We start from the raw sequence: 13774 nt of genomic DNA on the forward strand, positions 1-13774 counted from the left end.
GGCTCACTCCGCCGGCTGCAGCGCACGAGCGGCCTTGGAAGGCTTCGGCGCGCCGACGCGCAGCCGCCGGTCCGACAGCGACAGCAGGCCGCCGAACGCCATCAGCACCGGCCCCCACCAGATCAAGAGCACCAGCGGCTTGTGATAGATGCGGACCGCAATGGCGCCGGCGCTGGTTTCGCCGAGCGACACATAGAGCTGACTGGCGCCACGGCTCAGCAGCGCGGCTTCGGTGGTCGACGAACCCCGCGTGGTGAAGTCGCGCTTCGATGGCGTCATCACGCGGAGCTTCTCGCCGTCGAGACTGACCGTGAATTGCGCGATCATCTCGCGGAAATTCGGCCCTTGCCGCTGCGTGACGCTGTCGAGCCTCAATTGATAGCCGGCGACCCTGGCAACATCGCTTGGCATCATCGAGCCGATATATTCGCTGTTCCAGGTGGTCTCGCAGACGATCCCGATCAGGGCAACACCGACGCCGGCATGGGCGAACGCCGTGCCCCAGGTCGCGCGCGGCAATCCGCGCGCGCGAGCCATCGCCGTTGTCAGGGGTGCGCGGAACAATGCGGTACGTTCGGCCAAATCGCTCAAGGCGCCCGCGATGACGAACACCGCAAGCCCGATCGCAAGCGGCGCGAGCGTGGCTCCGCCCCATGTCCAAGCCCACAGCACCGCGATCGCGAACAGCGCCGCTATGCCGGCCGCCGTCAGCCGCTGTGCCGCGCCGAGCAAATCGCCGCGCTTCCATGCCAATAGCGGCGCGAACGGCATCGCCACCATCAGCGGCACGAACAGGGGTCCGAAGGTCAGGTTGAAGAACGGCGCGCCGACCGAAATCTTGTCGCCGGTCAGAACCTCCAGCGCCAGCGGATACAGCGTTCCGATGAAGACGGTGGCGCAGGCCGTGGTGAGAAAGAGGTTGTTGAGCACCAGCGCGCCCTCGCGCGAGATCGGCGCGAACAGTCCGCCCTGCTTCAGCGCCGACGCCCGCCAGGCGTACAGCGACAGGCTTCCGCCGATGAACAGGCAGAGGATCAGCAGGATGAACACGCCGCGCGCCGGATCGGTCGCGAACGCATGTACCGAGGTCAAGACGCCCGAGCGCACCAGGAAGGTGCCGAGCAGCGACAATGAGAAGGTCAGGATCGACAACAGGATGGTCCAGACCTTCAGCGCGTTGCGCTTTTCCATCACGACCGCGGAATGCAGCAGCGCGGTGCCGGCGAGCCAGGGCATCAGGGAAGCATTCTCGACCGGGTCCCAGAACCACCAGCCGCCCCAGCCGAGTTCGTAATAGGCCCAGTACGATCCCATCGCGATGCCGAGCGTAAGGAATATCCACGCCACCAGCGTCCATGGCCGCACCCAGCGCGCCCAGGCGGCGTCGATGCGGCCTTCGATCAGCGCAGCAACCGCAAAGGAGAACGAGATCGAGAACCCGACATAGCCGAGATAGAGCATCGGCGGATGCACGGCGAGGCCGATGTCCTGCAGCACCGGGTTGAGGTCGCGGCCCTCGATCGGGGGACTCGCGATGCGCAGGAACGGATTCGAGGTGACCAGGATGAACAGATAGAACGCGGCCGCAATCCAGCCCTGCACCGCCAGCACGTGGGCGCGCAGCGACAGCGGCAAATTGTTGCCGAAGGCGGCGACCAGGCCGCCGAACAGCGCCAGGATAAACACCCAGAGCAGCATCGATCCTTCGTGATTGCCCCACACGCCGGTGATCTTGTAGATCAGCGGCTTCATCGAGTGCGAGTTCTCGAACACGTTAACGACGGAGAAATCCGACATCACGTGCAGCATCGTCAGCAACGCAAACGACGTCGCCACGAACAGCAATTGCGCGAGCGCACTGGAGCGCGCGACATTCATCAGGGCATGATCGCCGTAGCGCGCGCCAAGCAACGGCACGGTGGACTGGATCAGCGCCAATCCAAGCGCCAGCACCAGCGCGTAATGCCCGGCTTCCGCGATCACTTCGAAGCCCCCTGCACCGGCGCGGCCGAGGCCGCGACGCCGGGCTTGGCGCCGTAATCGTCCTTCCAGTGTCCCTGTTTCTTCAAGGCGTCGGCGACATCCTTGGGCATGTAGGTCTCGTCATGCTTGGCCAGCACGGTGTCGGCCCTGAAGACGCCGGAGGCATCCAGTGCGCCTTCGGTGACAACGCCCTGCCCTTCACGGAACAGGTCCGGCAAAATTCCCTTGTAGGCGACCGGCAGCGTGGCGCTGCCGTCGGCGACGCTGAAATTGACCGCGAGACTGTCGCCGCGCACCAGCGATCCCGGCTGCACCAGGCCGCCGAGACGGAACCGCTTGCCGGGAGGGATCTGCTTCTCGGCCGCCATGGTCGGCGTGGAGAAGAACACGATGGAATCGCGCATGGCGTTCAGGACCAGCGCCGCGGCAATGGCGAGCACCGCGAGCGAACCGCCGATCATGGTCAAACGCCGTTGCTTGCGCGTCATATGGCTATCCTCTGTCCTCGCCCTTGGGTTCCGGCATCATGGCCTCACCCACCAAGCCCGAGATTCTTCACGCCCTCATTGAGCTGGCGCAAGCGCTCGGTATCGTTGGCGACCGCCTGGCGCGCCTCGACAAGCGCGGTCGCCGCCTTGTCGCGGTCCCCCATCACCATATAGGCCCGCATCAGCCGCAACCATCCCTCGACATCGTCGCCGTTCTGCTTCAGCCGGGTCGCGAGTCGATCGACCATGCCACGGATCATCGCACCACGGTCAGCCTCGCTCATGTCCTTGGCGGCGGCCATCGCATCGTTGGAGAGTGCTGGCGCGGCGGGGCTCCCGACCCTCGCCAGCGCGGCCTCGACCACCGGCCGCCACGGCGCATCCGCGGGCGCTTTGGCGAGCATCGCGCGCCAGATCGCGGCGGCGTCCGCCTGGCGACCATCCTGTTCGGCAGCGAGCCCGAGGTAATAGTGCGCCCTGGGTTCGCCGACGTCCTGCGCCACCGCGCGTTCGAACTCGGCCTTGGCCTCCGCCGTGACGACGCCGCCCGCCGCAATCGCAAGGGCTTCACCGAGATCAGCGCGGCGCTCTGCGCTGTCACCGGCATAGGTGATGGAATTGCGGTAGGCCCTGACCGCATCATCGTTACGGCCAAGACGCGCCAAGACCGGCGCCAGCACGGTCCAGCCGCGGCCGTCGGTCGGATTTTTTTCGAGATGCGCCTCGACCTGCGCCACCATGTTGTCGAGCGGCTGGCTGGCGTCGGCGGTACGGGTGCGCGAGCCAAGCGGAAAGTCGCCCAGTTGCGGCGACCCGAGCGACAGGTAGAACGTCACCGCCGCAATCGGCAGGCCCAGCAGCGCCACGATCACGGAAGCGCGTCGCAGACCAAGGTTCGACCGCACCGGCAGGTCGCGCTGGCCGTCCGCGGCGGCGAGCAGGCGGCGACCGATTTCGACACGCGCGGCCGCGGCCTCGGACACGCCGATCAGGCCCGCAGCGACATCGCGATCGATCTCGGCAAGCTGATCCCGGTAGACCGCCTCCTCACTGCCGCCGGCCGGCGCAGAAGTGCCGCGGCTCAACGGCCAGAGCACGGCGAAGATCGCCGCGACCGTCATCAGCGCGAACATAAACCACAGCGTCATCAGGCGGTTCCCGGGGGCGGAACGGCGCGTCCAGGCGAGCGCCGATGCGCCGCTTTACACCACCGGCGGCAAGCCCGGCAATTGACAATTGCGGCAGAAAACATCCGGACAGGAGTCTCCCAGAAGGCCAGGCCGGCGGGGATTTGAGCCTAGCTCGCCTTGGTCGCCTTGGTCGCTTTGCGCTCGCCGGTCACGGCATTTTCGGCCGCCCGGCTCATCAGCGACGCATAGTCATGGCCGAACAGGATTTCGCAGAAGCGGATCGCCGCCTGCGCCTGCGTCTGGCGGTAGGCGCGCGCCTTGGGGTCGCCGCCGCGCAGCGCCTGCACCAGGCTCTCGGTAGATCGCTCGACGTAATGCTGCAGGTCGGAATAGGTCCGCAGCGTGACCTCGTTGATGGCGAGTTCGCTGGCATAGGTGCGGCATACCGCCACGAAGTCGATCAAGGCGGCGATCTCTTCAACCTCCGCGACGTCGATTTTCGGCGCGGCAGCGATATCCTTGTCGGCGCGCTGACGCAGGATACGACGGACCCGGCCGGGCACGCTCTCGATCTCGGACTGCAGCGAATTGGAAATTTCCGCGCGGATCGTCGTGAGCTGGCGGCCCCATGCGGAATCGTTGCGCAGGTCGAGCTCGGTGCGCAGCCCGCGCACGCCATCGTGGAGCATTTTCAGTTGCTCGCCGACATTGTCGAACTGGCTGCGCCTGATGTCCGTTCGCAGGCAGGCCGTGAGGAATGAAAGATCGTGCAGCGCGATCGTAACGGCGATGCCGTAGGGCGTGGCGGCCACGCGAATCTCGTCGTCGGATGCCGCCATCTTGATCGCGAGACGGATGATCTGCCACGGCTGCGCCAGCCGCTGCATGATCAGCGACAGCGCGAAAGGCAGCAATTGCGGCGTCTGCAGCGAGGGAACGTTGAGGGCCGTCCCCACCGAGGCAATCTGGGATTCCGAAAACACCCGCATCTGGCCCGGCATCCGGCTGCCGAGCGTATCCAGCGTCTCGCGCGCCCGCAGCACGCCTGCGATCGACAACAAGTCCTCGACAACATTGGGCGGGCCGATACGGGCGAGCGCCCGCTGCCTGTCGTCGCCCGCGACCGGTGTGGCGATCTTGATGATCGCGTCGGCTGCGGCGAGCTGGAACTTGCGGGTCACGCCTTCGAGGCCGGCGTTGCTGCCGCTCTGCCTGATCCCGACGAGCGAGGCTTCGAATGCACGCGCGGCATCGGGCGCCCCGTCGCGGCCGAGCCATTGCCAGATTGGCAGCAGCGACCCACGCCGGATCTGCCCGGCCCTGACGGGAAAATTGCTCTCGACGAGAAAAGGCTCGAGCGGACCATACAACAGGCGCGCCGGATCGTCGGTCCGCGGACGCGTCTCGTCGTCTTCCTCGGTTCCGCGCACGACCTTGCGAAGTTGCTCGAGCACGAAATTGGCGACGGCTATGTCCTCGCCGCGCTCAATGGCGCGCTCGAACTCCCGCATCAGCAGCGCCTGCGATTGCGGCGGGAGCTGGGCGAGATAGTCCCTCAGCCGCTCGGTCGATGTCTGGCTCATTCGCCTGGTGTGGATATGCGTGTGTCACGTGGACGGCAAAGCGCGCCCGGCACCAATCTTAGAAGTGCGCGCGTTAAGAAGTCGTTTAGGAATAACGAAATCAACCCCGGGCATTGCCAGTAACCGCCCCTTCAACCCCAGGTAATCAGCCGGGCGAGGCCTTCAGACCCCCGGAAGCACCAGTTCCGCCCGCAACCCGCCGATCGGGGCGTCGCCAAGGACAAGGCTGCCGCCATAGAGGCCGGCGAGATCGACCACGATCGAAAGCCCCAGCCCGGACCCCGGCTTCGATTCGTCCAGGCGCTGGCCGCGCCGGGATACCTGCGCGCGCTCGGCGGCGGACAATCCGCGGCCATCGTCATCGACGACGATCCGGAGCCACGGCCCGGCAAGGGGCTCTGACGGCGGCTCCACCCTCACCTCGATGAAGACCTGCGAGGCCGCCCATTTGCAGGCATTGTCGACCAGATTGCCGGCCATCTCCTCGAGGTCCTGGCGCTCGCCGCGGAACCTGGCCAGGAGATCAGCCTTCACCTCGATCGTGATGCCGCGATCCCGATGGATCTTTTCCATGGTCCGCCGCAGCGCCTCGATGGCAGGCGCGACCTCGGTGACGGTGCCGACGGTGGTGACGCGCGCGGCGATGCGGGCCCGTTCCAGATGATGCGCCACTTGATCCCGCATCACATCGGCCTGCTCCAAGACCTTGCTGGCAAAGGGATCTACCGCGTGGGCGGAAGCCTCGTTGACGATGACGGAGAGCGGCGTCTTGATGGCGTGGGCGAGATTGCCGACATGGGTACGCGCGCGCTCGACGATTTCGCGGTTGGCGTCGATCAGCGCGTTGGTCTCGCGCGCCAGAGGCGCGATCTCGACGGGAAACTCGCCTTCCAGCCGTTCGGCGCGGCCGGAGCGGATGTCGGCGATCGATTCCGAAATGCGCTTGAGCGGCGCCAGCCCGAAGCGGACCTGGAAGATCGTCGTCAGCAGCAGCACGATACCGAGCGCTGCAAAGGTGCCGCCGAGGTAATAATCGAAGGCGCGGATCTCGTCGAAAATCTCGGATGCGTCGCCGGCCACGCTGACCAGGAATTTACCGTCGACGCCGAGGTCGACCGGCCGCTCGACGACCCGCAGACTCTGGCCCTCGGGCCCGTCGACGTAACCGAGACGGATGCCGGCGGGGGTCAGCTCCGCGCCGATCTCCTCGAGCTTCGGCAGCTTCTTGTCCCACAGCGAACGCGACGCCCGCGTCTCGGCCTTCTCGTCGGTACGGACGATCTGCCAGTACCAGCCGGACAAGGGGAGTTCGAACAATGGCTCGCCGAGCGACTGGAACTGGTGGTCGGGCGGCTCGTCCGGGGTCGCGACTTCGGCGATCAGGGTGCGGAGATAGAGGTTGAGGCGGCGGTCGAAAGCGCGCTCGGTCGCGTTACGATAGACCGACGACAGGATCACGCCGGTTATGACCAGGATCACGACCACCCACGCCGTCGCCGACAGGAACAACCGCGTCGCGAGCGAGCTTCCGCGCATCAGGGCACGATCCAGAAAAGCATGTCTTTAAGGCCTCGATCCGAAGGATGGAGACCAGCCTTCGGATCGGGTCATGCTCGAATTAAACAACGCGCAAATCAAGTCCCGGGCGACGGCGGCGTCAGCAGATAGCCGAGCCCGCGCACGGTCTGGATGATGTCGACGTCGAGCTTCTTGCGGATGCGGCCAACGAATACTTCGATGGTGTTGGAGTCGCGATCGAAGTCCTGATCGTAGAGATGCTCGACCAGTTCGGTGCGCGACACCACGCGCCCGGTGTGATGCATCAGGTAGGCCAGCAGGCGGTATTCGTGCGAGGTCATCTTGATCGGATTGCCGGAGACGCTGACGCGGCCGGTGCGCGTATCCAGCGAGACCGGACCGCAGGTCAGTTCCGACTGGGCGTGACCGGTGGAGCGGCGCAACAGCGCGCGAATTCGCGCCAGCACTTCTTCGAGGTGAAACGGCTTGGCGACATAGTCGTCGGCGCCGGCGTCAAACCCCTGCACCTTGTCGCTCCAGCGGTCGCGTGCGGTGAGGATCAGGACCGGCATCGCGCGGCCGCCGCGGCGCCACGCCTCCAAGACCGAGATGCCGTCCATCTTGGGCAGCCCGATGTCGAGCACGACGGCATCATAAGGTTCGCTGTCACCGAGGAAATGCCCCTCCTCACCGTCGAACGCGCGATCGACCACATAACCGGCATCCGTCAGAGCCGTCGTAAGCTGACGGTTGAGATCCGGATCATCCTCCACAACGAGCAGGCGCAAGCTGGCCTCCAAAAATGAGCCCTACGATATCAGATCTCAAGATGAGGCCCACCGGCGTGAACGGGCCATGAACGAGGGACACGGGGCAATGTTACTTTTTCGTCATAACGCTTTCGGGGGCCAGGCATGGCCGCAAGCCGAACGCCTAGCATAGCCAATTGACTGCCCCAAGAGGCCCGGCAGGTCGCTTGCGTCGGCAGCTTCCGAAATGGCGGGGCGCTTCCCGTCCGCAGGCGGCAGGCAAACCCCGGTCGCGTCGGCCATTCAATCGCTCACGTACGGAAGAATACGAACCAGACGATGCCGAGGATCAGAACCGCGAGCCCGGTCGAAACGGTCAGGAGCGCGAGCACCGACGGGCCGGGTTCGGCCTGGCGCGCCTCAGTCGGGGTTTCGATGATTTGGCCATGTCGTCGCGTTGCCATGGGGACCTCTTCGAGTAAGTGCCTGTAATGCCAGCGAATGCTTCGACACCGCCGATTAAAGCAACGCATGATCGGAAGTGATGTTCCGGGCCTTCGGGCCGCGCCACGCGGCAGCGGCGGCCAAAAGGTCGCAGGCCGGCCGCAGAGCCGGGCCGTTCGGCGGTTAACGCCATTCCGCGATTCCCTGTCCCGCCGTGTTTGAGACGGGGGCATCCGATGGTATCCTCGTCGGTCGTCTGTTGCGTTTTTTTGGAGTAGCCCATGGCCCCGCGCGCCAATTGGAAGGGTTTTCTGCGTCTTTCCCTCGTGACCTGTCCGGTCGCCCTCTATCCGGCGACGTCGGATACCGAGAAGGTCTCGTTCAACCAGATCAACCGCAAGACCGGCCACCGCATCAAATACGCCAAGGTCGACGCCGAGACCGGCGAGGAAGTCACCAACGACGACATCATGAAGGGCTACAAGATCGACACCGACACCTACATCGAGGTGTCGAAGGACGAGCTCGACGACATAGCGCTGGAATCGACCCGCACCATCGAGATCGACGAATTCGTTCCGAGATCCGATATCGACAGCCGCTATGTTATCCGCCCCTACTACCTCGTGCCGGACGGCAAGGTCGGCCACGATGCATTCGCGGTGATCCGCGAAACCATCCGCAGCATGGACAAGGTCGCGATCGGACGCGTGGTGCTGACCAACCGCGAGCACATCATCGCGCTGGAGCCGCTCGACAAGGGGCTGATGGGAACGCTGCTGCGCTACCCCTACGAGGTGCGCAGCGAGACGGAATATTTCGACGACATCCAGGATGTGAAGATCACCAAGGATATGCTTGATCTGGCTAAGCATATCGTCGAGCAGAAATCCGGATCGTTCGAACCCGAGCAGTTCGAGGACCGCTACGAGCAGTCGCTGATCGACCTGATCAACCAGAAGCGCAATGGCCTCAGCGCCAAGCCAAAGGCCGCCCCGAAGACCGGCGGCAATGTCATCAACCTGATGGACGCGCTCAAGCGCAGCCTCGCCAGCGAAAAACAGGCCGCCCCCGCCGCCGCCAAAACCAAGGGCAAGAAGCCGAAGAAGGCCGCCGCCGGCCAGCGCGAGATGCTGCTGCCGATCAGCGGCAGCGGCAAACGCGCCGCCAAGGAGGCGGTTAAGGAAGCACCGAAGAAGGCCGAGAAGCCGGTGCGCAGCGCCGCCCGCGCCAAGAAGGCCGGATGATTGGGCAAGGAGCGCGATAGCATCATCTAGCGCGCGATGCCCTGGTCAACCCCGTTCGATGACCCGATACCGCTTCGCGGCGGCCGAAGGCTCGTGACGCTGCAACAAGCTGCCGACTATGTCATGGCATTGCCGGAAAAGGTGCAGCACGAGGCGCACTGGCAGACCGCAGTCGAGAATCTGATCAATGCGGCCGAGACCGGCGGTGGCTGGCTGATGTTCGCGCGGATCGCTGTCATGCGGGCGCTCAATGCGGACGGGAAAGAAGGCTAGCCGGCGTCAATCGCCGCCCCGCCCCTGTCGGCCGCTGCCGGAGCAGCAGCTCTCGCATGATGCGTGCCGCTGAATCCCGGCTACTTGAGCGAGGCGCTGACCTCGGTGAATTTCGTGTTGAGCGCGCTGCCGATGCCGTTAACGGCAGTGACGATCACGATGCTGATGCCGGCGGCAATGAGGCAATATTCGATGGCGGTAGCACCGCATTCATCGTCGACAAATCGTGCCAATAATCGACGCATAAAAAACTCCTGTCGACGCTCCCCGAAATTCCCGCGCCATACTTTTTAAACTCTAGGCGGGAACGATTGAAGAGGCCTTGACGAACAGCATGAACGATCGATTAAGGCGGTCGAAGAATCCGCGGGTCCCGGAATCATACAGTACGGAAAATTTACCATCGATTGCGCACCGCCCGTCCATCGTCGCCCGATCGGCGTCTTGCGGAGTGAGGCAGATGACAGCGCAGAAGCGCGAAACGGGAAGGAATTACATCTCCTGCACGAGGAGACCCAGGAGCAGCTTATCGCCAACTTATCGGCGGCTGCGAGGTCCGTATCATGGATCACATAATCGGCCTGATGGCCGCGATGTTCAGTCGCCGCGGCGCAGCGGGGTAGTTACCCCCGCCCCGCCGCGGCGTTGAAGGAGGGACCGGGCACAATGGCCCGGTCCGGAAGTCGTTCTTAGAAGTTACGCTGGGCGCGGACCTGGAGCAGGACGGTGTCCTGATCCTTGAACTGGTAGAGCGCGGACGGCTTCGGAGCGGTCGCCGTGAATACCGAGCTGCCCGACATCTTCTGGTCGAGGTGGAACCACTGCACTTCGCCCGTGAACGTCAGGTTCTTGACGGGTGTCCAGCGGAGGTTGGCACCAAGCTGCGAGACGTTGAAGTCGGGGTTGCAGGTGTAGGCGCCGGTCGTATTGCCGACCAATGCCTGACCCGGGTGGCTGAGGTTGAATTGCGCACAATAGGCACCCTTGGCCGAAGTGGTTCCCGCACCGAGCAGGTTGTCGTTCGCGCCGCCGTCATACCGGACAGCAGAGTAGCTGCCGAACAGGCTCGACGACCAGTACGGGTCCCAGTTGTGATTGAACGCGCCGCGGACGCCCCAGGCCGTCGTCAGGACGATGCCGCCGGTACCGCCTGCACCGGGCATGTAGACGCCGTCGGTGGTCGCGCCGAAGCCGACGCTCTGGTAGCCGAAGCCGCTGTCGCCGAACATCGCAAAGTTCGGCGAGGTGCCGCTGGTGGCGATCACATTCTTGGTCGTGCCCTTGGCATAGGAGGCGTCGATCTTGATGTCGTCGCCCGCACCGGTCGGCAGGTTCTTGATCTGCAACGCAGCCATCACCGAACCGCCCCACTTGGTTTCAGGGTGGCCGCTGATTTCAGAAAGCGCATTCGGGACGGCGCCGGCGGCCAGAATATTGTACGACGCGTTGACCTCGTGCGCCGCGGCCGACAACTGGAACAGACCCCAGGCCTGATCGACCCGGATCCTGGCGACGATATCGGGAGCATGGGTGCCGGCGTAGGCGTTGGATCCGGTGCCGTTGGCGCCAATTGCCGACGGAATTCCCAGATTGTAGACGGCCGTGCGATTCCAGGCGGTCGGGTCGTCGAGACCGATCGAGGCCGATACGCCGTTGCCGAACTCGGCGGTGTACTGGATGTTGTTGACGCCCGTGTCGGTGTTGTTGCCGCCGAGCAGGCTCGAGGAGATGTTGCCTGGAAAACCGTTCCAGGGCGTCGAATAAGCTGACGAGGACTTACCGAAGGTAAAGCCGGCGAACTGGATGAAAAGATATTCAACCGCAGCATAGCCGCCACCCGGGGTCATGAGCCCGTTGGTAGAGCTGCCCGGGAACGCGGTTAGCGTAGTCGGGTTGTTGTTGTTGTTATTGTTGAACTGGAAATCGGCCTGGCCGAAGGTGCGGACCACGCCGTATTCGGTCGCGGTACGGGTATCGACCGTCAACGCCAAACGGGAGCGAGCGGTGAAGTAGTCGCGGTAGCGGTTTTGCTGGCCGAGATCGCTGCTCCAGGCCGGTGCGCCGTGGACGCCGCCATTGAACGTGACGTCGGCACGCAGATAGCCGCCGATCTTGATGCAGGTGTCGGTGCCCGGGATGTAGTAGAAGCCGGCGCCGTAAAGTGAGCAGATCCTCACATATTCGACTGCCTTGGCCTTGACCGGAAGGTCAGCCGCCTGTGCCCCGCTGATGGCGATCAAGCCTGCCGCCGAGCCGAGAATAAGTGTTCGCGCCGTAATCATTTCAGTCTCCTGTCCCGCGATTCATGCGGTTGCATGTCTCAGAAGTAATCCAAAAATCCTTGGCTGGAATGACAAGAGTGTGATGCCGCCTCACTTCCGTCGCGGCTGTGATGTTTTCGCAACGCCGCCGCGTCAAACCAATGCAAACGATCTACTTTCGACCTCTCGCTGCGGTGTTGCGAGCAAGTAAATTCTTCGCCGGCCTGCATCTCGGTAATTTTACCGAACGGTGCCCCTCAAGCGGCAAAACGCATATCAGTACTTCCCGCGCATTCTTCGTCAGCGCTTTACCGGGCCGGAAAATCCTGTTCCTACTGTTGCAAATCGGCCGAACCCAACCGGCCTGCATCAGGGGAGAGACCGTCATGAAGCTCGGCGCCGCCATTGCAGAAATCATGAAGCGGGAGGGGATCGAAATCCTCTGCGGCTATCCGGTCAATCATCTCATCGAATATGCCGCCAATGCCGACATCCGCCCGGTGATGGTGCGCCAGGAGCGCATCGGCATTCACATGGCGGACGCGATCTCGCGCGTCACCTCAGGGCAATCGATCGGCGCGTTCTGCATGCAGCATGGGCCCGGCGCCGAGAACGCGATGGGCGGCGTGGCGCAATGTTACGGCGAGTCGGTTCCCGTGCTGGTGCTGCCGATGGGCTATGCGCGCCGGCTCGCCAATATCGACCCGAATTTCAATTCCAGCCAGGCGATGAAGGCGTTCTCGAAATCGTCCGAGCCGATCAACATCGCCACCGAGGTCTGCAACATTTTCCGCCGCGCGTTCACCAAGCTGAAGAACGGCCGCGGCGGGCCGGTGATCGTCGAAATCCCGGCCGATATGTGGAACGAGGAAGTGCCGGAACCGCTGAACTACACGCCGGTGCTGCGCACCCGCTACGGCGCGGATCCCTTGCATATGAAGGAAGCGGCGTCCCTGCTGGTCGCGGCGAAGCGCTCGGTGATCTATGCCGGCCAGGGCGTGCATTACGCAAAAGCCTGGCCGCAGCTCAGAAGGCTGGCCGAGCGCCTCGCCATCCCCGTCACCACCAGCCTTGGCGGCAAGTCATCCTTTCCGGAGACGCATCCGCTGTCGCTGGGATCGGGCGGCCTCGCCGTGCCGCGCGCGGTGCCGAAATTCCTGGGGCAAGCCGACGTGATCTTCGGCATCGGCTGCTCCTTCACCGAGACCTCATTCGGCATCGCCATGCCGAAGGGCAAAACCATCATCCATTCGACGCTCGACCCCAACCATCTCAACAAGGATGTCGAGGCGGATATCGGCCTGGTCGGCGATGCCGGGCTCGTACTCGACGCGCTATTGGAAGAGATCGGCAAGACCGTCACGACCGATCGCGACGCGACGGCGGTCGCCGCCGAGATCGCGGCCTCCCACGAGGAGTGGCTGGCGAAATGGATGCCGAAGCTGACGCATGACGACGCGCCGCTGAACCCCTACCGCGTGCTGTGGGATCTGCAGCACACCGTCGACATCAACAACACCATCATCACCCACGATGCCGGCAGCCCGCGCGACCAGTTGTCCCCGTTCTGGAAATCGGTCGAACCGCTCTCCTATATCGGCTGGGGCAAGACCACGCAGCTCGGCTACGGCCTTGGGCTAGCGATGGGCGCCAAGCTGGCAAAGCCCGACAAGCTCTGCATCAACGTCTGGGGCGATGCCGCGATCGGCTTCACCGGCATGGATTTCGAAACCGCGGTGCGCGAGCGCATCCCGATCATGTCGATCCTGTTGAACAATTTTTCCATGGCGATCGAACTGAAGGTGATGCCGATCTCGACCGAGAAATATCGCTCCACCGACATTTCCGGCGACTACGCCGCGATGGCGCGGGCCTTCGGCGGTTATGGCGAGCGGGTGACGAAGCCTGAAGACATCATCCCGGCGATCAAGCGCGGTATTCAGAAGACCAGGGAAGGCGTCCCGGTGCTGCTGGAATTCATCACCAGCAAGGAGACCGAGGTTTCAAGACCGGGAACCTGAGGCACCAACGGCCGGTCGTATGTAGTGTCTCAGTTTGGATTTTCGGCCGTCTTATTAGCGGTAAGCTTCGCAAACAT

The 13774-nt window shown here is 63.9% G+C and carries 12 protein-coding genes; 3 read left to right on the top strand and 9 right to left on the bottom strand.

The genetic code is table 11. From position 1 onward, the window contains the following. Window positions 1-3 precede the first annotated feature (3 nt). The 7 genes from ACVWVY_RS35030 to ACVWVY_RS35060 all read right to left on the bottom strand — a co-directional run bounded on the left by ACVWVY_RS35030 (window position 4) and on the right by ACVWVY_RS35060 (window position 7915). Window positions 4-1983 carry a heme lyase CcmF/NrfE family subunit gene (locus ACVWVY_RS35030; protein WP_456630662.1) on the bottom strand — a complete coding sequence of 660 codons (1980 nt, stop codon included), beginning with the start codon at window positions 1981-1983 and terminating at the stop codon, window positions 4-6. Then, window positions 1980-2471: a cytochrome c maturation protein CcmE gene (gene ccmE / locus ACVWVY_RS35035; RefSeq protein WP_456630663.1), complete on the bottom strand. Its 492-nt coding sequence runs from the start codon at window positions 2469-2471 to the stop codon at window positions 1980-1982. The genes ACVWVY_RS35030 and ccmE overlap by 4 nt, the downstream gene beginning before the upstream one ends. Window positions 2472-2515: 44 nt before the next feature. After that, window positions 2516-3619 (bottom strand): c-type cytochrome biogenesis protein CcmI, encoded by a 1104-nt coding sequence (gene ccmI, locus ACVWVY_RS35040; protein WP_456630664.1) that lies wholly within the window; start codon window positions 3617-3619, stop codon window positions 2516-2518. Window positions 3620-3768: 149 nt separating this feature from the next. Next, window positions 3769-5184, bottom strand: coding sequence for a hypothetical protein (locus tag ACVWVY_RS35045; RefSeq protein WP_456630665.1), 1416 nt, complete (start codon window positions 5182-5184; stop codon window positions 3769-3771). A gap of 162 nt (window positions 5185-5346) precedes the next feature. Then, window positions 5347-6720 carry a sensor histidine kinase gene (locus tag ACVWVY_RS35050; RefSeq protein WP_456630666.1) on the bottom strand — a complete coding sequence of 458 codons (1374 nt, stop codon included), beginning with the start codon at window positions 6718-6720 and terminating at the stop codon, window positions 5347-5349. A 98-nt stretch (window positions 6721-6818) separates the two neighbouring features. Next, window positions 6819-7490, bottom strand: coding sequence for a response regulator transcription factor (locus tag ACVWVY_RS35055; RefSeq protein ID WP_212418408.1), 672 nt, complete (start codon window positions 7488-7490; stop codon window positions 6819-6821). Between the two features lie 272 nt (window positions 7491-7762). Then, window positions 7763-7915 carry a hypothetical protein gene (locus ACVWVY_RS35060; protein ID WP_456630667.1) on the bottom strand — a complete coding sequence of 51 codons (153 nt, stop codon included), beginning with the start codon at window positions 7913-7915 and terminating at the stop codon, window positions 7763-7765. 261 nt (window positions 7916-8176) lie between these two features. Between ACVWVY_RS35060 and ku the strand changes: the two genes are divergently transcribed. Beyond that, window positions 8177-9142 carry a non-homologous end joining protein Ku gene (gene ku / locus ACVWVY_RS35065; protein WP_456630668.1) on the top strand — a complete coding sequence of 322 codons (966 nt, stop codon included), beginning with the start codon at window positions 8177-8179 and terminating at the stop codon, window positions 9140-9142. 36 nt (window positions 9143-9178) lie between these two features. Then, on the top strand, window positions 9179-9415 hold the full coding sequence (locus ACVWVY_RS35070; RefSeq protein WP_456630669.1) for a hypothetical protein: 237 nt from the start codon (window positions 9179-9181) through the stop codon (window positions 9413-9415). A gap of 80 nt (window positions 9416-9495) precedes the next feature. Here ACVWVY_RS35070 and ACVWVY_RS35075 read toward each other — a convergent pair whose 3' ends face one another. Both ACVWVY_RS35075 and ACVWVY_RS35080 read right to left on the bottom strand, forming a co-directional pair. Continuing rightward, window positions 9496-9660: a Flp family type IVb pilin gene (locus ACVWVY_RS35075; protein ID WP_456630670.1), complete on the bottom strand. Its 165-nt coding sequence runs from the start codon at window positions 9658-9660 to the stop codon at window positions 9496-9498. Between the two features lie 444 nt (window positions 9661-10104). After that, window positions 10105-11697, bottom strand: a complete 1593-nt coding sequence (locus ACVWVY_RS35080) for a porin (protein ID WP_456630671.1) — start codon at window positions 11695-11697, stop codon at window positions 10105-10107. A 365-nt stretch (window positions 11698-12062) separates the two neighbouring features. Between ACVWVY_RS35080 and ACVWVY_RS35085 the strand changes: the two genes are divergently transcribed. Next, window positions 12063-13697, top strand: a complete 1635-nt coding sequence (locus ACVWVY_RS35085) for a thiamine pyrophosphate-requiring protein (protein ID WP_456630672.1) — start codon at window positions 12063-12065, stop codon at window positions 13695-13697. Window positions 13698-13774: the final 77 nt, after the last annotated feature.

The organism is Bradyrhizobium sp. URHC0002, from assembly GCF_054059515.1.